We start from the raw sequence: 22446 nt of genomic DNA, 5'->3' as shown, positions 1-22446 counted from the left end.
GAAGCTAAAACCACTTTTTCGAGGGGTAAAAATACGGTTTTGTCTTAGTGAAAAACATGATTTCCTGTACCGCAAAATATGATTTCCGCTGCCAACCCAACTTTTTTATACAAAAAAACTCAGTGATCTAAATCACCAAGTTTTTAAGTTTATTTAATTGACCATGTGAGGCCTAGTGCTCCCTCGCCTAAGTGCGTGCCGATAACTGGGCCGAAATAGCTGAGGTGAAATTCAACTTCTGGAAACATGCTTTGTAACTCATCTAACCATTTTTGCCCTTTTTCAGGCGCATTTCCATGAATAACATAAGCTTGTTCCGCCTCATTTTTTTGAACTGCTTCTTTCAGGACTTCTTCAATCCGCTTCAATGCTTTTTTTTGCGTGCGCACTTTCTCAAAAAGAACGATTTGTTTATCTTGGAAATGCAAAATCGGCTTGATTTGCAACAAGCTTCCGATGATAGCCTGAGCTCCCGTTAAGCGTCCGCCGCGCTGTAAAGTATTTAAATCATCAACCATGAAATACGCATCCATGGTATTTTGAATGGCTTCGATGTGCGCTAAAATTTCGGATACGTTTTTTCCTTCCGCAACCATTTGAGCGGCACTTAATACGATTGAGCCTTGAGCCATGCAAGCAATTCCCGAATCAATGCCGATAACTTCAACGCCGTCAACCGAGTTGCCTGCAGTCACTGCATTTTGGTAGGTCCCACTAATTCCACTTGTTAAGTGGATAGTAAGCACTTTGTTATAGCCTTCTTGCTTGAGGGTTTCAAAAAGTGTAATGAAGTCCCCTGGCGCAGGCTGTGAAGACGTAGGGAAATTGGTTGATTCTTTTACCTTTTTATAAAAATCGGCTGTACTTAATTCTACTTCTTCTTTATAGGCAACGCCATCAATGATGACCGAAAGAGGCACCACATGAATTTGGTACTTTTCAATCAATTCGGCTGGTATATAGGCTGTGCTATCTGTGACAATTGCAATTTTTTCTTTTGACATGGCTTCCCCCTGAACCTTTTAACGGATGTAAACCCAGCCATTTTTTATGGCTGTTACAACAGCTTGCGTCCTATCGTTCACTTTCATTTTTTGCAAAATACTGCTAACGTGGTTTTTAACCGTTTTTTCACTTATAAATAGAGTTTCTCCAATACCACGGTTACTTTTTCCATCTGTAAGTAATTGGAGAACTTCGCATTCTCTATGCGTTAAAATATGGAGTGGCATTTTCACTTCGGGTTGTTGATAACCATAAATGCCTTGCGCTGTATTTGTGCTTGCTAAATGGCGATATTCACGAATAAGCTTAATTGCAGCTTTAGGGTGAATGTATGCGCCGCCCGCATCTACAATTTTAATGGCATCCACAAGTTCTTTTGCATCCATTTCTTTTAGTAAATACCCCACTGCACCGGAGCGAAGAGCTTCGGTAACATATTCATCTGAATCATGGATAGTTAATACGATTACTTTAATACTTGGAAATTGTCTTACTAACATTTCTGTTGCATCTAAGCCGTTAACTGTTGGCATGTTAATATCCATTAGGACGATATCTGGTTTGTATTCTCTAACTTTCGCAACGATATTTTTTCCATTTTCTGCTTCTGCAATGACATCAAACGAGTCTTCTAACTCTAAAATTCGTTTAATTCCTTCGCGAAACAATTGGTGATCGTCGACAATCATAATTTTGAGAGTCATATAAATACTTCCTCCTCTGATTTAACCAAAATTCATTTACCGTTTGTAATCATTGTTGGTTTTCTAGCCCTAAAGTATCCCCTTAAATACACCTATAGTAAGTTTCCTTCATCTGCTCTTGAAACAAATTCTATTACTGCTATTCATTATCCTTTTCCACTCTGAAGATATGTTTCATTTTGCCTATATGAAAAGATATTTTCAGCAATATCTCTATCTAAAGTAATAGTATAATTTATTATAACATGAATTTAATCCCGCTTCATCAAGAAGGATATCTTTGCTAAAAAAAATTATATACAAGCTACTTTATTTCGGCTAAAATGAAAGCAACTATGAACTTCTATTTTGTTAGGAGGAAACTATGTTAGAACAATATTTAACGATTAAAGAACAAGGCGAATGCGAAACGATTATACAAAAATCACGCTTTATTTGTTATATTGCACGAGCAGAAGATGAGACCACGGCTCAAAATTTCATTGCGCAAATAAAAAAAGAACATTGGAATGCTACTCATAATTGCTCTGCCTACCTTATTGGTGCGAGAGATGAATTCCAAAAAGCGAATGATGACGGGGAACCAAGCGGAACAGCTGGCGTTCCAATGCTTGAAGTGTTGAAAAAACGACAGCTAAAAAACGTTGTGGCTGTTGTCACTCGTTATTTTGGCGGTACAAAGTTAGGTGCTGGCGGTTTAGTTCGCGCTTATGGTGGCGCTGTTAGCAAAACTTGTGATGAAATTGGTATAGTGGAACGCAAATTAGCTACTATTGTTCATTTTACAATCGAGTATAGTCAACTAGGTAAATTTGAAAATCTTCTAGAGCAAAGAAATTACCAGCTTATGGATAAGCAGTTTACAGAAATGGTAACGTTATCTGTGTTTGTTGACCAAGATGATTTATCTTCTTTTAAAGCATGGCTAACAGAAATTTCTAGTGGACAAGTTTCTTGTACAGAAGGAGAACAAAAATATCGTGAGAAGGATGTTTAATTAAATGCGTACAGATTTTTTTCAGGCTCTTCCAGCTATCATTCAAACAGATAGATTGCAGATGAAGCGAACGTCAATCATTGATGCACCTGCTTTATTTACAATTTGGTCAGATATGGAAGTCGCTGAATACATGAATATCGAACAATTTACAACTGTCCGTCAAGCCGAGGAAATGATAAAAGCCATTGAAGCAGAACCACATGCTTGCCGTTATACAATCTTTTTTAACAATCGAATTATCGGCTCACTTGGCATTAATGAATTCAATTCATTAGATAATACTCTCGAAGTTGGTTATGAGCTTGCTAAAGAATTTTGGAACAACGGTTTTATGACAGAATTATTAAAGGCTTTTTTCAAACAAATTCAAAACTGTTTAACCTTTTCTGGTGTTTCTGCAAAAGTTCTCCCTGAAAACACAGCTTCTATTTTCCTACTAGAAAAGCTTGGTTTTAAGCTCACTACCAAAACTTCGGAGCTTGATCTTTACACACAAAATGTAAGCCCAATTTTTATTTACAAGTTTTATTTTAGCCAAAAGTAAGCTTTCATTTATATTACATTTTTGAAAGCTTGTATGTTTTCGATGTTTTTTTCATAAATAGTTAGGTATAATGTAAAGATGAGTACTATAATTTCAAAAGACAGCTAAAATTTAGGAAATCTTAAATTTTATGTAACAAACTGGTTGCTTATAAATGGTACAATTATGTTTATGTTTGTTGTTAGCAAATGAAAACGACATTTTAAGGAGAAAAAGATAATGGATAATGGCTTTAACGGTCGCCAGCGTGCAACCAAATACAAACGCCGTCGCAGGATACTTTACTGGATACTCATACCAATTATGCTTGTCATTTTAGTTGGTGTAGGATATGGTACTTTCTTATTTAGCAAAACAAAATTAGCTGCAGATAATTCATACGATAACGTCCGAAACGGGCAGGCTTCAACTTTAAGAACAAAAGATATTGATCCGATTAAAGATAGTTTTTCTGTTTTAATTATCGGTGTCGACACAAGCGAAAAACGCGCCTCTGATGGTAATCCTCGAAGCGATTCACTTATTTTAGCCACAGTAAACGTTAAAGATGCTCGTGTAGAAATGACCAGCATCCCTAGAGACTCCTATGTTCATATTCAATCAGACAAAAAAGGCATTGACAAATATACAAAAATAAATGCTGCTCACGCTTATGGCGGTCCTGAGCTAACTATGCAAACCGTCGAAGAAAAATTCCAAATTCCAATTGATTACTATGTTCGTTTTGACTTCGATGCTTTCCTTAAGATTATCGATGCCCTTGGCGGCATCACTGTTGATGTTCCTGTTTCCTTTACAGAACAAAACTCAAAAGATGAAGCTGGTGCAATCACACTCGAAAAAGGTAAGCAACGTTTAAACGGGGAAGAAGCGCTGGCTCTTGCTAGAACACGCCATATTGATAATGATATTGAACGTGGAAAACGCCAGCAATTAATTATTGAAGCCATCGTTGAAGAAGCTACAAAATTCTCATCCATCAATAAATACTCAAGCATCATTGACGCTGTTGGCGAAAATATGAAAACGAACCTAACATTTAATCAAATGCTTTCTATTGCAAAATTCGGTATGACCAATTCAATTGAAATGAAATCTCTAAACTTAGAAGGGCAAGATTCTCCGCAAAACGGCGTATACTATTACGCTCTTGATGAGAATTCTGTGGAAAGTGTTGCAAATGAGTTTGCAAATGAACTAAGCATCACTTCCCCTTTCCCAAACGCAGCACCTTACAAAGATCCAAATGATAGTTCATCTTCTAGTAGCGAATAATGATAAAAATAACCCTGAGCCTCACACGGCTTAGGGTTATTTTCGTTTTCGATGAATTTTTTGAAGTACATTTAAAACAGGACGATAATCCTCACCGATAAGCCCGATAAATTCGACAACAATCTCAATACATACGAGAAGTAATGCAAGGAGGATAACAGAGCCCCATGTCGTTGAGAACGAAAATACAAATCCAGTAAGCGAAAATAGAAGTGCCATACAATAGATGAGCAGAACTGTTTGCCGTTCAGTGAAGCCCAGCGCCATGAGTCGGTGGTGAATATGCGAGCGGTCTGCTGCAGAAATCGGCGTTCTTTTTTTCAACCGACGAATGATGGCAAAAAACGTGTCGGAAAGCGGTACCCCTAGGATGATAAGTGGTACTAATAGCGAAATAAAGGTAACATTTTTAAACCCCATTAGCGAAAGCACCGCTATCATATAACCTAGAAAAAGCGCGCCAGTATCCCCCATAAAAATCGAGGCTGGAGGAAAATTGAAAAGTAGGAAGGCCAAAACCGCTGCAACGAGAAGCAGCGCAACTGGAGCTACAAACGCATCGTTTAAAATAAGTGCCATACCAGCGATTGTCATTAATGCAATGATTGAAATCCCACTTGAAAGCCCGTCAAGACCATCAATTAAATTTAACGCATTTATAATAGCAATAATCCAAATCATAGAAATCGGAATCGCCAACCAACCAAAATCGAGTTGTCCATAAAACGGAACATTAATAAATTCAATAACAACATTTCCCCAGACCGTTACACAAAACGCTGCAAGTAACTGCCCTAGAAGCTTCAGCTTAGGTGACAATTCAATAATATCGTCAATAATTCCCGTAGCAATAATGATTAAAGCCCCTATATATACTGGTAAAAAGCCCGTTTTATCAATTGGCGCTAGAAAAAAACCGATTGAAAAGCTTATAAAAATTGCAAGACCACCAAGTGTCGGTGTCACCTTTTTATGGCTGTGTCGTTCCCGCGGCGCATCGACCGCACCTATCCAAATTGCAAATTTACGCACAATTGGAATTAAAATAACCCCCATCAAAAAAGTTACGATACCCCATATGAACAAATCTGTTTCAGCTCCATTCTCTAACCTAGCAAAATCTCCCATTCGGCTTGTGTAAATCGTTGCAAGTTTTTCTCGTCTATTTGAACTCCAAGCCCGGGACCACGCGGAACTTCAATTTCTCCATCTACAAGTTCAAAATTCTCTTTTATTATATCATGTTTAAAATAACGTTTGGTAGCTGAAATATCTCCTGGAAACTGAAATTCTTCCCGAGCTGCCAGTGCCAAATTATGCGCACGTCCGACTCCTGCCTCAAACATCCCTCCGCACCATACAATTAGTCCGTTTTGCTTACAAAACTTCGTGATTTCAAGCGCCTCAGTATGACCACCGACACGCGCCATCTTGAGATTAATTGCTTTCGCACTACCAAACTCATGCGCTTGAAATACATCTGCTGTAGAACGAATATTTTCATCCAAACAAATAGGTGTTCGAATTTGTTTTTGTAAAAAGGCATGATCCGCTAAATCACGCACGCCAAAAGGCTGCTCAATCATGGCAAGACGAAGTTCATCCATCTTTTGAAAAAGCGACGTTTCAGCACGTGTATAAGCCGAATTGGCATCGGCCATCAGAATTAAGTCCGGAAAATTCAATCGTACTGCTTGTAAAAATTCCAAGTCTGAACCCGGTTTAATTTTCACCTTCACACGTTTATATCCCTCGTCTACATATTTCTGAACAAGCGAAACCAGTTCTGACGCCGAGTTTTGAATACCAATACTCACGCCAACTGGAACTACCCTTCGCTTCGCACCTAAATAGGCAGCTAGCGAAACGCGACTACGCTTAGCAAACAAATCATAGCACGCCGAATCAATCGCAGCTTTAGCCATTTCATTCCCTTTTATCCAAGAAAAAAGTTCACGTACATCACTTGGCTTTGTTAGCGTTTTTCTTTTCAGCCCTGGGAGTAAAATCGTTCGAATAATGTATGCAGCTGTATCTAATGTTTCCTCGGTATAATCTGGCAAAAGAAACGCGTCTAGCTCTCCGTATCCAGCCATTCCATTTTCATCCACTAATTTTATAAGAAAAAATGTTTTCTCCTCCAAAATGCCATAACTTGTTCGAAATGGCTCGTTAAGTGGTAGACTTACTTTAAAAAGTTTCGCGCCTTGAATTCTCATTTTCGCACCCTCTTATTTTCACGATTTACAGCTCGCATAAATTGCGGAATTGCAAAAAAACGACGCCATCTTGATGGATTAGTTACAAAGCGATATATCCACTCAATTCGGAGTTTTATAATGATTTTTGGGGCCCTTTTAATTGTTCCAGACAAAATATCAAAAGAACCTCCTACACCCATAAATATCCCTTTTTCAAACATACTGAAGTGCGACATAATCCATTTCTCTTGTGCTGGCGATCCTAATGCCACAAAAATAAAATCAGCATTGGATGCTTTAATTTCTTGAGCAATTTCCGCACTTTCTTTCAAGTTAAAATAGCCATGTCTACAACCGGCCACTGTTAGTTTAGGAAAACTATTCTTCAATTTTTCTTTAAGTGCCTCATTCACTTCTGGCTTAGCGCCTAAAAAATACACTTTTAAGCCATGATGTGAAGCTTCCTTTAAAACACCTTGCATCGTATCAAATCCCGTCACCCGTTCAGGTAGCAGGCTTCCTTGACGCTTAGCGGCCATAATAATTCCAACACCATCCGGCGTAATATAATCCGCCTTTAACACAATTTGCTTAAAGTCAGCATCACTTCTCGTGTTCATCACGATTTCAGGATTCGCCGTCACGACAAAGCGCTTTTTATGTTCTAAAGAATCTTGTAAAAGTTGCCTTATGAAATCAGCTTGTGTTGTATGTATAAAGGGGATTCCTAAGATTTCAACATTTTTTGCGGTCATAATTTCTAACTCCTGTTTTATTGAAGATTATACTTTAGTTTACCATAAAAGCTGTTGAAGTCCTATACTGATAGCGGAAAAACCACACACATATTTGCATGTGGCTTTAAACCATTGCAACTGCTTAGATTATTGTGTTGTTTCTGTGGAGGATTTCTCTAGAAAATTCGGTCTATTGGAATTTAAGTACCTTATTTTTCTAGTTAACACTTCCATGACATAAATTCGATTTTCATCTTTATTGACATAACTTCTTGTTTGCAACTCCCCCACAAGTCCAATTAGCATGCCCTTTTCGCAGTAATTACACATTTCTTCTGCTCTTCTTCCCCATGCGACACACGGCACAAAATCAGCGTCCTGATCAAAGCGCTTCGCTTTTCCAAATCGATTTAATGCCAAAGTGAAATTTAGTACCACTTTGTCATCAGAAGTTATGCGCAATTCGGGGTCCTTCGTAAGTCTGCCTACAATCGTTACTTGATTTATCATTCTCAAAATACCTCATTTCCTAATTTTGAACTATCATACAAGACCTCACTTTTTTTGTAAAAACATTAAAATTACATTTTGAGCAACTAAAATGTCAAAATCAATTGATTTTCTTACGTATTTTTTTATTTTCAAAACTTTTTACCCCTTCAAATTATCATTTTAGGTATTTTTCATTTTTTTTATTTCGTGCTACGATAACTACAGAAATTTATAGCATAAGAAAAGCCTAACTTTTTAAGGTTAGACTCTTCTCTATCATTATTCGGTGTCGCTTAGTGCAACCATAATCTCGGCTTCACAAACGACATCGCCTTCAACTGTGGCTTTTACATTTGCCTTAGCAAGTGCCCCGCGCAATCGCGTGATTTCAGCTTCTAATTTCAACTGATCTCCAGGAACAACTTGACGTTTAAAACGGCATTTATCGATTCCTGCAAACAAACCGATTTTCCCTTTGTTTTCAGGACCTTGCACAATCGCAATTCCACAAGTCTGCGCTAATGCTTCAACAATAAGAACTCCTGGCATTACAGGATATTCAGGAAAATGCCCATTGAAAAAGGGTTCATTCACAGAAACATTTTTTATTGCTACTACTCGTTTGCCGGCTTCCATTTCAACAACTCGATCAACAAGTAAAAATGGATAGCGATGTGGCAAAATTTCTTTTATTTGCTTTATATCTAACATAATTAGCACCTTTCTAACCGCGTTTCTTTTTACCTAGTGATTCTAGAAGCACTCCTGTTCCAATTGCTACAACATCAAGTGGACTTTCAGTAATTAAAACTGGCACCTTTAATTCTTCTGACATTAAATCAGCTAAGCCATGGAGCAATGAACCCCCACCTGTCATGATGATTCCTCGATCAATAATGTCCGCGGATAATTCAGGTGGTGTTTTTTCTAATACTTGTTTAGCAGAGTGGATGATATTTTGCAATGACTCGTGCAATGCTTCTTCCACTTCGTCACTTGATACTGTGACCGTTCGAGGCAGCCCACTAACTAAATCGCGACCACGAATATCCATAGTTTCTTTTTTCAAATCTTTTACTGCAGTTCCAATAGTCATCTTCAATGTTTCTGCAGTTCTCTCACCAATTAATAAATTGTATTTTCGTTTTATGTACTGAAGGATATCTTGATCCCACTGGTTACCTGCAACTTTGACTGACTGACTTGTTACGATATCACCCATGGATAGAACTGCTATATCCGCTGTCCCACCACCAATGTCAACAACCATATTTCCACTTGGCTCAAAGATTTCCATACCTGCGCCAATTGCCGCAACTTTCGGTTCTTCTTCTAAAAAGACTTGTTTCCCGCCACTTTTTTCAGCAACTTCTCTGATTGCTTTTTGCTCCACAGAAGTAATATTTGTTGGGCAACAAATTAAAATACGTGGTCTGGAAAAGAATGTTTTTAGATTTAATTTTTGTAAAAAGAAACGTAACATTTCTTGAACAATATCAAAGTCTGCAATAACGCCATCTTTCATTGGCTTAATGGCGGTAATATCACCTGGTGTACGACCAACCATATTATAGGCTTCTGTTCCTACTGCCAAGACTTCCCCAGTTTTATTATTTACGGCTACTACCGCGGGTTCATTAATTACGATACCTCTACCTTTTACATGAATTAATACATTAGCTGTTCCTAAATCGATTCCAACATCTTTAGCCAAAATTTATTACCCCTTTCTCTGTTGTCTAACAGTCACTACTCTCACATTTTGAATTATAGCATAATTTACTTCTAGTCGAAAACTTTTTTTAAAATAAAAAAAGAACTTTCCAGAAGAAAGTTCTCACTCAGCAATTATTTTGCAAAAATAGCTTCTAACCCTTTTTCATTAATAACTTCATTTGAAACACGTTCAATGTCTGCGCCTAAGCTTCTCAACTTACCATGGAAGTCATTATAACCACGATCCAAATATTTTAATTCCGTTACTTGTGTATAGCCATCTGCAACAAGTCCAGCTAAAATGAGGGCAGCAGCAGCACGTAAATCTGTTGCCGCAACTTCAGCTCCTTGAAGCTTTGCAGGACCATTAATAATAACTGAATGCCCTTCAATTTTCATATCTGCATTCATACGACGCATCTCTTCCACATGCATAAAACGATTTTCAAAAACTGTTTCCGTCATCACGCTAGTTCCTTCACTAAGCATTTGAATGACCATCATTTGCGACTGCATGTCTGTTGGAAACCCTGGATGCGGCATTGTTTTAACATCGACAGCTTTTAATTTTTCCGGACCAATAACTCGAACGCCGGTTTCTTCTTCAATAATTTGCACACCCATCTCTTCAAGCTTAGCAATAAGTGAGCTAATATGTTCTGGAACAGCATCTTCAATAAAAATATTACCTTGTGTAATGGCTGCTGCAATCATGAAAGTGCCTGCTTCAATGCGGTCTGGAATGATAGAATGTTCTGTTGCAGTCAATTCTTGTACACCTTCAATACGAATAACTTCTGTACCGGCTCCGATAACACGTGCGCCCATTTGGTTTAAGAAATTGGCTAAATCAACAATTTCAGGTTCTCTCGCAACATTTTCAATAACTGTTGTTCCTTCAGCAAGCGTTGCCGCCATCATAATATTTTGAGTTGCACCAACACTTGGGAAATCTAAATAAACTTTTGCACCTTTTAAGCGGTCAGCAGTAGCCTCAATATATCCATTTTCGATTTTCACCGTGGCTCCCATAGCTTCAAAACCCTTCAAATGAAGATCTACAGGGCGTGAACCAATTGCACATCCGCCTGGAAGTGCAACTCGTGCACTACCTGTACGCGCTAATAAAGGACCCATAACAACAATGGATGCTCTCATTTTACGGACATATTCAAAAGGAGCATCAGATGAAATTTCACCTGTTGCATCAACAGTCACAACATCGCCTTCAAACGTTACATCTGCTTGTAAGTACTTCAACACTTCATTAATTGTATATACATCCGATAAACTAGGAACATTTGTTAACACACTTTTACCTTTACTCGCAAGGAGTGTAGCAGCAATAACTGGCAATACAGCGTTTTTCGCGCCTTCAACTTTTACGCTACCAGTTAGCTTTTTCCCTCCACGTACAATCATTTTTTCCAAAATATATCCCTCCGCGTTAGTCAAACTTCAAAAAATCTATTTTTAATTTAATTATATGGAATTTAATACACATCTAAATCATTTTAACATCATTGCCACTCAAATATCAACATAATTTAACTAAAAAACAATCTATACTCTATGTTTATTTACCGATTTCACAATTTCTAAACATTTCATTAAAGTAATTGCGTAAGTTGCTTAAATGCTGATAAAAACTCTAAGAAGAAACTGCTTAATAAATAACCAATAACAATAGAGAGAATTGCAAATAAGAGCCTTGCTTGAATCACTCGATTTTTACTGATAAATTTCTCATACCGAACAGCTTGCAATGCCCAAAATACGATAACAATGAACAAGAGATGAGAAATAATGATAGTTGCTGGTTGTTCCATGACAACGTTGTACAAATTAAACACACCTTTATTAAGAAAATAAACACTTGTTCATCTTACCAAAAAAAGCAGTAAAAAGACACGAAAAAGCCCCATTTAATAATGGGACTTTACAGATTTAATGTTTTTTCGCGTGAATTCGGTTAATGGCTTTTTGCAAAGCAACTTGAGCCATGATTTCATCCACTTTTTGATCTTTAGCTTGTTGTAATCGTTCTTCCGCACGCGTTTTCGCACGCTCTGCACGATCAATATCAATATCTTGTTCACGCTCGGCAGTATCAGCCAGAATATTGACTTCCTCGCCGTTCACTTCCATAAAGCCACCATTAACAGCAATCCATTCTTCACCTGACTCTTGCTTCAATCGAACAACATCGATTTTAAGTGGTGCTACAAGTGGTACGTGACCATGTAAGATACCGAGTTCACCGGCCTTGGTTCTGGCGATAACCATATTTGCTTTACCTTCATAAACAGGGCCATCTGGAGTAACGATACTAACGTTTAGTTCACTCACACGTATCTCCTCCTGTTTTTATTAAACTTCGATTCCTTGAGTTTTAGCTTTTTCCAAAACTTCTTCGATACGTCCTACTGAACGGAAAGTATCTTCAGGAATGTGGTCATACTTACCAGCTAAAATATCTTTAAAGCCTTTTACTGTTTCATTTACAGGAACGTAGGAACCGGATTGACCTGTAAATTGTTCAGCAACATGGAAGTTTTGTGACAAGAAGAATTGAACGCGACGCGCACGTGCAACAGCTTGCTTATCTTCATCAGATAATTCATCCATACCTAGAATCGCGATAATGTCTTGCAATTCTTTGTAGCGTTGCAATAATTGTTGTACTTGAGTTGCAACCTCATAATGCTCTTCTCCAACAATTTCTGGAGAAAGCGCACGTGAAGTAGAAGCAAGCGGATCTACCGCTGGATAAATACCTTGTTCAGTTAATTTTCGTTCAAGGTTTGTCGTTGCATCTAAGTGGGCAAAGGTCGTTGCCGGAGCCGGATCCGTATAGTCATCGGCTGGCACATAAATCGCTTGAATAGAAGTAACCGAGCCTACATTTGTAGACGTGATACGTTCTTGAAGCTGACCCATTTCAGTTGCCAAAGTTGGTTGATAACCTACGGCAGATGGCATCCGACCTAACAAGGCAGAAACCTCTGAACCAGCTTGGGTGAAACGGAAAATGTTATCAATGAATAATAGAACATCTTGGTGTTCTACATCACGGAAATATTCAGCAATTGTTAAACCTGTTAAAGCAACACGCATACGCGCACCAGGTGGCTCATTCATTTGGCCAAATACCATGGCTGTTTTTTCAATAACACCAGAATCTTTCATTTCAAAGTAAAGGTCGTTACCTTCACGCGTACGTTCTCCAACACCAGCGAATACCGAAATACCACCATGTTCTTGAGCGATATTATGGATAAGCTCTTGGATTAGTACTGTTTTACCTACGCCGGCTCCACCGAACAAGCCGATTTTACCACCTTTTACGTATGGTGCTAATAAATCTACAACTTTAATTCCTGTTTCAAGAATTTCTGTTGTTGTGGATAGTTGGTCAAAAGTTGGTGCTGAATGGTGAATTTTGTTGCGTACAACGTCATTCGAAATTGGGGCATCTAAATCAATTGTATCTCCTAAAACATTAAATACACGACCTAGCGTGATATTCCCAACAGGTACCGTAATCGGGCTGCCTGTATCCACTACTTCCATACCTCTTTGAATTCCATCAGTGGATGCCATTGCAATTGTACGAACGACATCATCTCCTAATTGGATAGCAACTTCTAAAGTAAGATGATTTGTAGCTTGTTCTTTTGACTGAGTTTGATATTCCACTGTAAGGGCATTGTAGATTTCAGGCAAATTTCCGCCATCAAATTTAACGTCTACAACTGGACCCATTACTTGGATTACTCGTCCTTTCGTCATGCGATTTTTCCTCCTTACTTACGGTTTCGCAGGTTAAGTCGTTTCAAATAGCTTACTATTCGAGCGCGGCTGCACCACCAACGATTTCGGTAATTTCTTGTGTGATCGCAGCTTGGCGAGCACGGTTATACTGAAGTGACAAGTCACCAATTAAATCTTGTGCATTATCAGTCGCGCTTCTCATTGCAGTCATTCTAGCAGCGTGTTCAGCTGCCTTGGCATCGAGTAGCGCCCCGAAAATTAAGCTTTCTACATATTGAGGTAGTAGAACTTCTAGAATTTCTTGTTCGGAAGGTTCAAATTCGTAGACGGTTAAATCTTTTTCGGTTTCTGCGCTTGCATCTTTGAACTGTGTGAGCGGAAGTAATTGCTCACGGCGAAGCTCGCTTGAAATCGAGTTAATGTGATGATTGTAGTAAACAAATACTTCATCATACACACCGTCTTCAAACATTTGAACGGCATTACTTGCAATATCTTTGATTTCAGCAAATGCTGGATGATCTGAGATTCCTTGAACTTCAAGGACAATATTCATCTGGCGTGTTTTGAAGAAATCACGGGCATTACGCCCTATCGCGATAATCGCATATTCTTCACTAGAACTATGCTTGGTCGAAATTTCTTGGAATACTTCTTTAATTACAGAACTATTGTACGAGCCAGCGAGCCCTGTATCAGAAGTAATCACGATGTAACCTGTTCGCTTGACAGGTCTTGAAACTAGCATGGGATGGTCGGAACTGTTTCCTGTCGCAGCAATATGCGTGACAACATCATGGATTTTGGAAACGTAAGGCGCATAAGCACGAGCATTTGATTCCGCTTTTCCAAGTTTCGAAGCCGATACCATCTGCATCGCTTTCGTAATTTGACTGGTTTTCTTCGTCGATGTAATTCGTTGTTTTATATCAATTAAAGATGCCAAAGATTTTCACCACCTTTTATATTCCAATTCGAAAAAATTTATTTTTCCTCGCTTGGAACAAAAGTATTTTTAAATTCATTTAGTGCGCTATCTAGTTTTTCTTCATCAGGAAGAGATTTTGTCGTACGAATCTCTTCTAGCAATTCAGAACGATTATGGTCGAACCATGTATTCATTTCGGACTCAAAACGGAGAACGTCATGAACTGGAATATCGTCCAGATAGTTGTGCACCAATGCATATAAAATTAAAACTTGTTTTTCTACTTTTAAAGGTTTGTGTAAATCTTGTTTCAACACTTCAACTGTGCGTTTACCACGTTCTAGCTTGGCACGCGTTGCTGCATCTAAATCTGACCCGAATTGTGAGAAGGATTCTAGCTCACGATAAGCGGCTAAATCAAGGCGAAGTGTTCCGGCAACTTTTTTCATAGCTTTAATTTGCGCTGATCCACCAACACGGGATACTGAAAGTCCGGCATTAATCGCTGGTCTTACGCCCGAGAAGAATAGGTCAGATTGCAAGAAGATTTGTCCATCAGTAATAGAGATAACATTTGTTGGAATATAAGCGGAAATATCCCCTGCTTGTGTTTCAACAAACGGAAGAGCTGTAATGGAGCCACCACCAAGTGCATCACTTAGTTTTGCTGCACGCTCTAACAAACGGGAATGCAAGTAGAAAACATCCCCTGGATAAGCTTCACGACCTGGAGGACGACGAAGTAGCAAGGAAAGTTCACGGTAAGCTGCCGCTTGTTTGGATAAATCATCATATACGATTAAAACGTGCTTGCCGTTATACATGAATTCTTCACCCATTGCTACACCAGCATAAGGAGCTAGATATAGTAAAGGCGCTGGTTGTGATGCGGCTGCGGTTACTACAATTGTGTAGTCGAGCGCACCATGTTTACGTAAAGTTTCAACAGCTGTACGAACTGTTGATTCTTTTTGGCCGATTGCGACATAAATACAAATCATATCTTGGTCAGCTTGGTTTAAAATGGTGTCAATGGCAACGGATGTTTTACCCGTTTGACGGTCACCGATAATAAGTTCACGTTGTCCGCGACCAATTGGCACAAGGGCATCAATTGCTTTAATACCAGTTTGCAGTGGCTCTGAAACTGATTGACGTTGCATAACGCCTGGTGCAACTGCTTCAATTGGACGGGTACCTGTTGTTTCAATTGGGCCTAGGCCATCAACTGGCTGCCCTAGTGAGTCAACAACACGCCCGATGAGCGCATCACCAACTGGTACTTCCATAATTTTACCTGTACGACGAACTTCATCGCCTTCACGAATTTCAGTGTAAGGGCCTAAAATGATGATACCGACATCATTTGTTTCCAAGTTTTGGGCCATACCCATTACACCATTTGAGAATTCTAATAGTTCTCCGGCCATTGCATTATCAAGTCCATGAGCACGCGCGATACCATCACCGATATAAGTAACAGTTCCTACTTCACTTACTTTTAATTCGCTTTGATAGTTCTCGATTTGCTGCTTAATAATGGAGCTGATTTCTTCAGCCTTAATGCTCATCAATTTCACCCCTCGTTAAAACGGGAACTAGGCTTTTATTTGCCGTTCCATGTCCTTTAATTTCGTTTTTAGACTATCATCATAAATACGGGTTCCGATAACCACACGGATGCCACCTAATAAGGATTTATCTACATGATTTCGAATATGAAGTTTGTTCTTATTTAATTTTTTCGCAAAAGCTGCCGAAATAGCTGCTTGTTCTGCGTCAGAAAGTGGGACAACAGAGTAAACATCTGCTTCCGCTATACCTTCTAAATCATTTACACGCGCCGCGTAGACGTCGGCAATGACCATTAAATAATCTTCACGACCACGATCAATTAATAGAAAGATAAAATCTCGAAGCGTTTCGTTAACATCTTTAAAAACGGCGCTGGCAAGACTTTTCTTTTGCTCAGTCGTAAGTGTCGGATTTTCAAGTAGTTTTACAAAATCTGGATTCGTCGTTAAAGCTTCTTTCACGGTGGAAAGTTCTTCTTTAAACTGCGCAACAAGATTCTTTTCTTCAGCTACTTGAAAAATAGCCGTGGCATAGCGACTTGCAACTTCCAAATCCTTACTCATTTGTCATCGCCTAGCCTTTCGATGTAATCTTGAATCAAATCGCTTTGTGCTTTTTCATCCAGATTTTTCTCGATAACTTTCGATGCAATTAGAACGGATAGAGAGCCGACTTGTTCACGAAGTGCAGAAATAGCATCTTCTTTTTCGCGAACGATTTCGGTTTTGGCTTCTTCTTTTAATCGTTCTGATTCTTGACGTGCCGCTTTAATGATTTCTTCGCGCTCTTTTTCACCAAGTTGCTTGGCATTTTCAATCATAGTTTGCGACTCAACACGTGCTTGTTTTAGTACTTCGCGTTGTTCTGCAAGTAAGCTTTCCGCTTGTGTGCGACTTTCTTCTGCAGAATCTATTTCTGAAGCGATGTGTTCTTCCCGTTCTTTCATCACATTCATAAGTGGTTTCCATGCAAAAATACGAATGAGAACCAATAGAAGTGCAAATGTGAATAACGTAAAGAAACTATCGCCGACTGTAAAACTACCTAAGACTAAATGTGGTTGTAACACGTCTGTTTCACTCCTTTCCAAACATTCGCTAAAAACCTCGCATTTCGTTTACTCAAAGAAACGGGGTGAGATTCCCCGATTTTCTTTGATGACTGATTATTTATTCAGTACCATGAACGCAATTACGACTGCGATGATAGGAAGGGCTTCAACCAAACCGATACCGATAAACATGATTGTTTGTAGCATGGAACGAGCTTCTGGTTGACGAGCAACCCCCTCGACTGTTTTAGAAACAATAAGACCATTACCAATACCTGCACCCAGTGCACCTAAACCTACTGCGATTGCAGCTGCAATAACACCTAAAGACATAATTAATATCCTCCTCAAATTCTTGTTTTATTTTTAATTTATACGAATTGCTTAATGTTCATCACTAACTTTGTGTGACATATAAACCATTGTTAACATTGTGAAAATATAGGCTTGGATTGCTCCGATGAATACTGAGAACCCTTGCCATGCAAGTGCCGGAATAATAGCAAGAACTCCGGTAAACACATTAATATGCGCAAGTTGTGTTGCGATAATAGTAAGCAAAACTTCACCGGCAAATATATTACCGTAGAGCCGCAATCCAAGTGTTAATGTGTTGGCAAATTCTTCCACTAATTTTAATGGAAATAGAAATTTCATTGGGCTAAAGTATGTGCCCACAAAATAATGTTTGAATCCTCGCATTTTAACACCATAATAATGAGTTAGTGCCAATACCATAATGGCAAGTGTTAAAGTTACAATTGGATCAGCTGTGGGTGAACGCCACCATACTTCATCGTGAACAGAAACGGAAGTAATAACCCCCAGCATATTTGCCACGAAAATAAACATTATTAGAGTAATACCTAACACATGAAATCTTCCACCAGTTTTCCAGTCCATATTACTGTTGATAATACCGCGCACAAAATCCATCACCCATTCGATGAAATTTTGTTTTCCTGTAGGCCGGCGTTTTAAGTTCCGTGTACAGAGAATAGCAATTGCTAGAACGATAATGCAAGTAATAGAAATCATTAGGACATTAGATAAATTGAAATCTAATCCTAAGAAACGGACCACGGGAAAGTTTTCTTCCAATTTGGTTCACCCCTCTCTTTTTGTTAACTTTTTTTTCTCCGATATAAGGAATAGAGTATGAAATCTAAAAAGATGACTGCATAGGCAATCCCTAGACCAATTATCACGCTATAGATATGAAAGTATTCAGGAATTTGAGTTGCGATCATTGTCGCAAGTACCATACTCCCCATTCTTGCTGTTGTTCCCATACCATAAAATCTTTTGTTTTCAGCCAGTGCCCTTGTCATTGCCTGCGTCCGTCTCATGAGCAGCCAGTAATTAAACCAGCCAACGATTAGTCCCAGTTTTAGCCCTAAGAAAATATGTACATATGGCGTGAGAAACCATCCAATGAGGCATAGAGCAATAAAAATAACAAGATACTTCTGATGACGATGGTACATTCCTATTAGCGATTCTAACATGTAGTTGCAGTCCTTTCTGTTTCAGTTGTATTTCCCAAATTGCTTCATCATTCGGAGCAAGTTGTAAAACTTTGTGAAAACAGACACATTTTACAACTATTTTTATTTCCTCGCGACACATGAAAGCCTTATCAGCGTGTCAGTTCTAAGAATACAACAGAAAAAAGGGAAAAGTCAATATACTTTCACAAAACCATCATATTCTTACTAGATAATAGTACCATAATCTAGCGAAGGCATAAAATATTTGACTGCGTTTTTGTTAAAAAAAGCTAAAAATCTCATTTACAAGGAATCTACCAAAAATAAACACCTCCGATTCGCTGAAAAGAACCGTGCTATAATTTGATTTCGTATCGTGTTTATTTTCACAAACAACGCTAAAATAAAAAAAGCTTTCACCTATATTGGCAAAAGACTTCATTATTTTGCAAACAACGCAAACCAAAAGTTCTTTCCCAATAAAAGAACGGAAAAAACCATGATTCATCATCCTAATTATATAACGCCCAAGCATCCTCTAAATTCTGTCAGCACAAGTGCCGGCGGGATTCGTATGAATGCTTTACAGCGTTCTATCCCTAGGTTAAATGAAAAGCTAGTTTTTTGGGCTCTCTAGTTTATAACATTGAACATCTTATCACATGTTCACCAAAACCTCTAGTCAAATCTGATCATGTAACACATCTGTAACAATAATGCGGTTTCATTTTGTTTCTACATCAAAGCGACCACAAAACGTAGTCGCTTAAATCTTATATTTTAAAATCAGTTGGGCGCTTCGTCCCATTAAAATGATGCGAAATTGCTTCTAAAATCCGTTTGGAGGCTTCTCCGTCACCATACGGATTGGCCGCTTGACTCATTTTATCATGTGCTTCTTTGGAATCGAGCAAAAGAAGAGCTTCCTTGATTAGCGATTCTTTTGCGGTACCAATTAGCTTTAGCGTGCCGGCTTCGACTCCTTCGGGGCGTTCAGTTGTATCGCGCAGGACTAGGACGGGAACGCCCATGCCAGGCGCTTCTTCTTGGACGCCGCCGGAATCTGTGAATACAAGGTAGGCTTTCTTTAAGAAGTTATGGAAATCAATTGCGTCAAGCGGTTCAATGAGGTGGATTCGGTCGTGGCCACCTAAAATTGCCATTGCTTTTTCGCGCACTGCAGGATTTTTGTGCATCGGATAAACAAGCTCAACATCTTCTCTTTCCTCGACGATTTGGCGCACTCCTTCAAACATGCCTTGCATGGGGGCACCTAAATTTTCGCGACGGTGCGCGGTCATAAGAATAAGACGGTTGTCGCCTAATTTATCCAGAATCGGATGACTGTAGTTGTCTTGAACGGTAGTTTCCAGTGCATCGATTGCGGTATTCCCTGTTATGAAAATCGTTTCTTCTACTTTATTTTCGCGTAAAAGGTTTTCTTTCGATGTTTCTGTTGGTGAAAAATGCAAGTCAGCCATTACGCCCGTTAGCTGGCGGTTCATCTCTTCTGGAAAAGGTGAATATTTGTTCCATGTTCTTAGGCCTGCTTCAACGTGTCCGATAGCGGTTTGCTCATAAAAGGCTGCTAGTGCCGCCGCAAAACTTGTCGTTGTATCTCCGTGAACGAGCACGATATCGGGCTTTTGCTCGCGAATAACCTCAACTAGTCCAGATAGAACGCGCGACGTGATGTCGCTAAGTGTTTGGCCTGCTTGCATAATGTTTAAATCTATGTCTGGCTTTACTTTGAAGATTTCAAGTACCTGATCTAACATTTCTCGATGTTGCGCGGTAATAACGACCGTCGACTCGAATTTTTCGGGTGCGCTTTCTAATGCTAAAACGAGCGGCGCCATTTTAATCGCTTCTGGTCGTGTTCCAAAAACACTCATGACTTTAATCTTTTTCATCATACAGACTCCTTAGGTTATTTCGTTCCGAATAAACGATCTCCTGCATCGCCCAAACCAGGTACGATGTAGCCTTCTTCGTTTAGTTTTTCATCTAATCCAGCAATGTAGATTTCCACATCTGGATGCGCTTTTTGCAAGGCTTTTACGCCTTCTGGTGCAGCGACAAGACACATAAATTTCATGTTTTTAGCCCCGCGTTTTTTAAGTGCATCAATGGCCATAATTGCGGAGCCACCTGTTGCAAGCATTGGATCCACGACGATGAAAAGTCGTTCCTCCACGTCAGATGGTAGCTTAACAAAATATTCAACTGGCTCAAGTGTGTCGTGATCGCGGTATAGACCGACGTGTCCGACTTTCGCTGCTGGAATCAGTTTTAGAATGCCATCTTGAAGTCCTAGTCCTGCGCGTAAAATGGGGACTACGCCTAGCTTTTTCCCTACAAGTGATTTCGCTTTTGTCACTTGAATTGGCGTTTCCACTTCCACTTCTTCCAGTTCCATATCGCGCGTAATTTCATAAGCCATTAAAGTTGCCACTTCGTCAACAAGTTCACGGAACGCTTTTGTCCCCGTATCTTTATCTCGAATAATCGTTAATTTGTGTTGGATAAGTGGATGATTTAAAACATGTACTTCCGCCATTTTCTTCTCTCTCCTTTAAATTCAAAAATTACCTCTACATTATTGTATCAGAACATCGCACGAGTGCAATACAAAAAACTATTACTTTTTAACAAAAAAAAGAAGCAGACCGAAAAGATCCACTTCTTTATACTGTTTAAAGCTCCGGATAGAGCGGGTATTGGCTTGTTAATTCGCTTACCTGCGTTCCGACTTCCTCTAGGACACTTTCGTCCTCTAAGTTATGCAAGACCTTGGCAATAAGCTCACCGACGATTTGCGTTGCGGCCGTGTCAAAGCCACGTGTCGTGATTGCTGCTGTCCCAACACGAATGCCGCTCGTTACAAACGGACTTTCCGTTTCAAATGGAATGGCGTTCTTGTTGACCGTAATTCCAACGCTATCAAGCGCCTCTTCGGCTGCCTTGCCTGTAATTCCCAACTGATTTAAATCAATGAGTAATAAATGATTATCCGTGCCGCCAGTTAAAACTTGAACCCCATTTTCCTCAAGCGTCTTAGCAAGCTGTTTCGAATTTTCAATAATCCGTGCCGCATACGTTTTAAATTCTGGTTGAAGTGCCTCGCCAAAGGCAACCGCCTTACCAGCAATGACGTGCATTAGCGGACCACCTTGAATGCCTGGGAAGATGGCTTTATTAATTTTTGCTTCCCATTCAGCTTTCGCCAAAATAAGACCGCCGCGTGGGCCACGCAACGTTTTATGTGTGGTTGTCGTTACAAAATCGGCATATTCTACAGGATTTTGATGTAGGCCTGCCGCCACTAAACCAGCGATATGCGCCATGTCTACCATTAAGTATGCGCCCACTTCATCCGCAATTTCACGGAATTTCGCAAAATCAATGGCGCGCGGATAAGCACTTGCCCCTGCGACAATCATTTTTGGTTTGTGTTCTAACGCTGTTGCTCTTACAATATCATAATCAATTTGCTTCGTTTCTTTACTCACACCATATTCAACAAAATTGTACAATAAGCCACTAAAATTAACTGGGCTTCCGTGCGTTAAATGTCCACCGTGCGCTAAATTCATCCCTAGAACAGTGTCCCCAGGCGTTAATACAGCTTGATAAACGGCCATATTCGCTTGTGCTCCGGAATGCGGTTGCACGTTGGCATATTCAGCACCAAACAATTGTTTGGCACGATCTCTTGCTAAGTCCTCCACAATATCCACGTACTCACAACCACCATAGTAACGTTTACGCGGATATCCTTCTGCATACTTGTTTGTCAGTACCGATCCCATAGCTTCCATCACTTGTTCGCTAACAAAATTTTCAGATGCAATTAACTCAATGTTATTTCTTTGTCTTCCAAGTTCTAAACGAATCGCATCAAAAACTTCCTTGTCTTGCTTTTGCAGATAAACCAATACGAGGACCCCCATC

24 protein-coding genes and 1 pseudogene are annotated in these 22446 nt (G+C 39.4%); 3 read left to right on the top strand and 22 right to left on the bottom strand.

The genetic code is table 11. The features are described from left to right. Positions 1 to 149 precede the first annotated feature (149 nt). On the bottom strand, positions 150 to 1004 hold the full coding sequence (locus CFS04_RS06080) for a DegV family protein (protein WP_088809729.1): 855 nt from the start codon (positions 1002 to 1004) through the stop codon (positions 150 to 152). A gap of 18 nt (positions 1005 to 1022) precedes the next feature. Continuing rightward, positions 1023 to 1709, bottom strand: coding sequence for a response regulator transcription factor (locus CFS04_RS06075; protein WP_088809728.1), 687 nt, complete (start codon positions 1707 to 1709; stop codon positions 1023 to 1025). Positions 1710 to 2073: 364 nt separating this feature from the next. Between CFS04_RS06075 and CFS04_RS06070 the strand changes: the two genes are divergently transcribed. The 3 genes from CFS04_RS06070 to CFS04_RS06060 all read left to right on the top strand — a co-directional run bounded on the left by CFS04_RS06070 (position 2074) and on the right by CFS04_RS06060 (position 4528). Further along, the gene (locus CFS04_RS06070) at positions 2074 to 2706 is read left to right on the top strand and encodes a YigZ family protein (RefSeq protein ID WP_088809727.1); all 633 of its coding nucleotides are present in this window, start codon (positions 2074 to 2076) and stop codon (positions 2704 to 2706) included. Between the two features lie 4 nt (positions 2707 to 2710). Next, the gene (locus tag CFS04_RS06065; RefSeq protein WP_088809726.1) at positions 2711 to 3253 is read left to right on the top strand and encodes a GNAT family N-acetyltransferase; all 543 of its coding nucleotides are present in this window, start codon (positions 2711 to 2713) and stop codon (positions 3251 to 3253) included. A gap of 219 nt (positions 3254 to 3472) precedes the next feature. Next, positions 3473 to 4528: an LCP family protein gene (locus CFS04_RS06060; RefSeq protein WP_088809725.1), complete on the top strand. Its 1056-nt coding sequence runs from the start codon at positions 3473 to 3475 to the stop codon at positions 4526 to 4528. A gap of 36 nt (positions 4529 to 4564) precedes the next feature. On the opposite strand, the gene CFS04_RS06055 is transcribed toward CFS04_RS06060, so the two are convergent. The 20 genes and pseudogenes from CFS04_RS06055 to glyA form a co-directional block, all read right to left on the bottom strand. After that, the gene (locus tag CFS04_RS06055) at positions 4565 to 5614 is read right to left on the bottom strand and encodes a glycosyltransferase family 4 protein (RefSeq protein WP_088809840.1); all 1050 of its coding nucleotides are present in this window, start codon (positions 5612 to 5614) and stop codon (positions 4565 to 4567) included. A gap of 20 nt (positions 5615 to 5634) precedes the next feature. After that, positions 5635 to 6747, bottom strand: a complete 1113-nt coding sequence (menC, locus tag CFS04_RS06050; protein WP_088809724.1) for an o-succinylbenzoate synthase — start codon at positions 6745 to 6747, stop codon at positions 5635 to 5637. Continuing rightward, positions 6744 to 7484, bottom strand: a complete 741-nt coding sequence (locus CFS04_RS06045) for a WecB/TagA/CpsF family glycosyltransferase (protein ID WP_088809723.1) — start codon at positions 7482 to 7484, stop codon at positions 6744 to 6746. The genes menC and CFS04_RS06045 overlap by 4 nt, the downstream gene beginning before the upstream one ends. Positions 7485 to 7613: 129 nt before the next feature. Then, entirely contained in the window at positions 7614 to 7976 is a 363-nt protein-coding gene (locus CFS04_RS06040; protein WP_088809722.1) for a single-stranded DNA-binding protein, read from the bottom strand. Positions 7977 to 8237: 261 nt separating this feature from the next. Further along, positions 8238 to 8669: a 3-hydroxyacyl-ACP dehydratase FabZ gene (fabZ, locus tag CFS04_RS06035; protein ID WP_088809721.1), complete on the bottom strand. Its 432-nt coding sequence runs from the start codon at positions 8667 to 8669 to the stop codon at positions 8238 to 8240. A 13-nt stretch (positions 8670 to 8682) separates the two neighbouring features. Beyond that, on the bottom strand, positions 8683 to 9672 hold the full coding sequence (mreB, locus tag CFS04_RS06030) for a rod shape-determining protein MreB (protein ID WP_088809720.1): 990 nt from the start codon (positions 9670 to 9672) through the stop codon (positions 8683 to 8685). Between the two features lie 134 nt (positions 9673 to 9806). Next, positions 9807 to 11105, bottom strand: a complete 1299-nt coding sequence (murA, locus tag CFS04_RS06025; RefSeq protein WP_088809719.1) for a UDP-N-acetylglucosamine 1-carboxyvinyltransferase — start codon at positions 11103 to 11105, stop codon at positions 9807 to 9809. A 179-nt stretch (positions 11106 to 11284) separates the two neighbouring features. Beyond that, complete coding sequence (locus CFS04_RS06020) at positions 11285 to 11518, bottom strand: DUF1146 family protein (protein WP_088809718.1); 234 nt, start codon at positions 11516 to 11518, stop codon at positions 11285 to 11287. 103 nt (positions 11519 to 11621) lie between these two features. Further along, positions 11622 to 12023, bottom strand: coding sequence for a F0F1 ATP synthase subunit epsilon (locus CFS04_RS06015; RefSeq protein ID WP_088809717.1), 402 nt, complete (start codon positions 12021 to 12023; stop codon positions 11622 to 11624). A gap of 21 nt (positions 12024 to 12044) precedes the next feature. Beyond that, positions 12045 to 13466: a F0F1 ATP synthase subunit beta gene (gene atpD, locus CFS04_RS06010; protein ID WP_088809716.1), complete on the bottom strand. Its 1422-nt coding sequence runs from the start codon at positions 13464 to 13466 to the stop codon at positions 12045 to 12047. Between the two features lie 55 nt (positions 13467 to 13521). Further along, positions 13522 to 14394, bottom strand: coding sequence for a F0F1 ATP synthase subunit gamma (locus CFS04_RS06005; protein WP_088809715.1), 873 nt, complete (start codon positions 14392 to 14394; stop codon positions 13522 to 13524). A gap of 38 nt (positions 14395 to 14432) precedes the next feature. Continuing rightward, complete coding sequence (gene atpA / locus CFS04_RS06000; RefSeq protein WP_088809714.1) at positions 14433 to 15947, bottom strand: F0F1 ATP synthase subunit alpha; 1515 nt, start codon at positions 15945 to 15947, stop codon at positions 14433 to 14435. Between the two features lie 27 nt (positions 15948 to 15974). Then, on the bottom strand, positions 15975 to 16514 hold the full coding sequence (locus CFS04_RS05995; RefSeq protein ID WP_088809713.1) for a F0F1 ATP synthase subunit delta: 540 nt from the start codon (positions 16512 to 16514) through the stop codon (positions 15975 to 15977). Then, a complete protein-coding gene (atpF, locus tag CFS04_RS05990) occupies positions 16511 to 17020 on the bottom strand; it encodes a F0F1 ATP synthase subunit B (protein ID WP_088809712.1) in 510 nt (169 codons plus the stop codon). The genes CFS04_RS05995 and atpF overlap by 4 nt, the downstream gene beginning before the upstream one ends. A 96-nt stretch (positions 17021 to 17116) precedes the next feature. Then, entirely contained in the window at positions 17117 to 17335 is a 219-nt protein-coding gene (gene atpE, locus CFS04_RS05985) for a F0F1 ATP synthase subunit C (protein ID WP_003723467.1), read from the bottom strand. A 51-nt stretch (positions 17336 to 17386) separates the two neighbouring features. Then, positions 17387 to 18103: a F0F1 ATP synthase subunit A gene (gene atpB, locus CFS04_RS05980; RefSeq protein WP_088809711.1), complete on the bottom strand. Its 717-nt coding sequence runs from the start codon at positions 18101 to 18103 to the stop codon at positions 17387 to 17389. Positions 18104 to 18109: 6 nt separating this feature from the next. Continuing rightward, positions 18110 to 18510: pseudogene (locus CFS04_RS05975) on the bottom strand (ATP synthase subunit I). A gap of 755 nt (positions 18511 to 19265) precedes the next feature. After that, a complete protein-coding gene (gene wecB, locus CFS04_RS05965) occupies positions 19266 to 20405 on the bottom strand; it encodes a non-hydrolyzing UDP-N-acetylglucosamine 2-epimerase (RefSeq protein ID WP_088809708.1) in 1140 nt (379 codons plus the stop codon). Between the two features lie 17 nt (positions 20406 to 20422). After that, the gene (gene upp, locus CFS04_RS05960; protein ID WP_088809707.1) at positions 20423 to 21052 is read right to left on the bottom strand and encodes a uracil phosphoribosyltransferase; all 630 of its coding nucleotides are present in this window, start codon (positions 21050 to 21052) and stop codon (positions 20423 to 20425) included. Positions 21053 to 21188: 136 nt separating this feature from the next. Further along, positions 21189 to 22430 (bottom strand): serine hydroxymethyltransferase, encoded by a 1242-nt coding sequence (glyA, locus tag CFS04_RS05955; RefSeq protein ID WP_088809706.1) that lies wholly within the window; start codon positions 22428 to 22430, stop codon positions 21189 to 21191. Between the last annotated feature and the right edge of the window lie 16 nt (positions 22431 to 22446).

Origin of the sequence: Listeria sp. ILCC796 (genome assembly GCF_900186175.1) — a bacterium.
Lineage (GTDB): Bacteria > Bacillota > Bacilli > Lactobacillales > Listeriaceae > Listeria > Listeria goaensis.
This window is presented reverse-complemented; position numbering and strand designations above follow the sequence as displayed.

Coding starts and splice junctions, on each gene's coding strand:
- CFS04_RS06045 (WP_088809723.1), bottom strand. CDS start 7,484: ATGACCGCAAAAAATGTTGAAATCTTAGGAATCCCCTTTATACATACA.
- CFS04_RS06060 (WP_088809725.1), top strand. CDS start 3,473: ATGGATAATGGCTTTAACGGTCGCCAGCGTGCAACCAAATACAAACGC.
- CFS04_RS06080 (WP_088809729.1), bottom strand. CDS start 1,004: ATGTCAAAAGAAAAAATTGCAATTGTCACAGATAGCACAGCCTATATA.
- menC (WP_088809724.1), bottom strand. CDS start 6,747: ATGAGAATTCAAGGCGCGAAACTTTTTAAAGTAAGTCTACCACTTAAC.
- wecB (WP_088809708.1), bottom strand. CDS start 20,405: ATGAAAAAGATTAAAGTCATGAGTGTTTTTGGAACACGACCAGAAGCG.
- atpD (WP_088809716.1), bottom strand. CDS start 13,466: ATGACGAAAGGACGAGTAATCCAAGTAATGGGTCCAGTTGTAGACGTT.
- atpE (WP_003723467.1), bottom strand. CDS start 17,335: ATGTCTTTAGGTGTTATTGCAGCTGCAATCGCAGTAGGTTTAGGTGCA.
- CFS04_RS06065 (WP_088809726.1), top strand. CDS start 2,711: ATGCGTACAGATTTTTTTCAGGCTCTTCCAGCTATCATTCAAACAGAT.
- CFS04_RS05995 (WP_088809713.1), bottom strand. CDS start 16,514: ATGAGTAAGGATTTGGAAGTTGCAAGTCGCTATGCCACGGCTATTTTT.
- CFS04_RS06070 (WP_088809727.1), top strand. CDS start 2,074: ATGTTAGAACAATATTTAACGATTAAAGAACAAGGCGAATGCGAAACG.
- CFS04_RS06040 (WP_088809722.1), bottom strand. CDS start 7,976: ATGATAAATCAAGTAACGATTGTAGGCAGACTTACGAAGGACCCCGAA.
- CFS04_RS06075 (WP_088809728.1), bottom strand. CDS start 1,709: ATGACTCTCAAAATTATGATTGTCGACGATCACCAATTGTTTCGCGAA.
- atpA (WP_088809714.1), bottom strand. CDS start 15,947: ATGAGCATTAAGGCTGAAGAAATCAGCTCCATTATTAAGCAGCAAATC.
- fabZ (WP_088809721.1), bottom strand. CDS start 8,669: ATGTTAGATATAAAGCAAATAAAAGAAATTTTGCCACATCGCTATCCA.
- upp (WP_088809707.1), bottom strand. CDS start 21,052: ATGGCGGAAGTACATGTTTTAAATCATCCACTTATCCAACACAAATTA.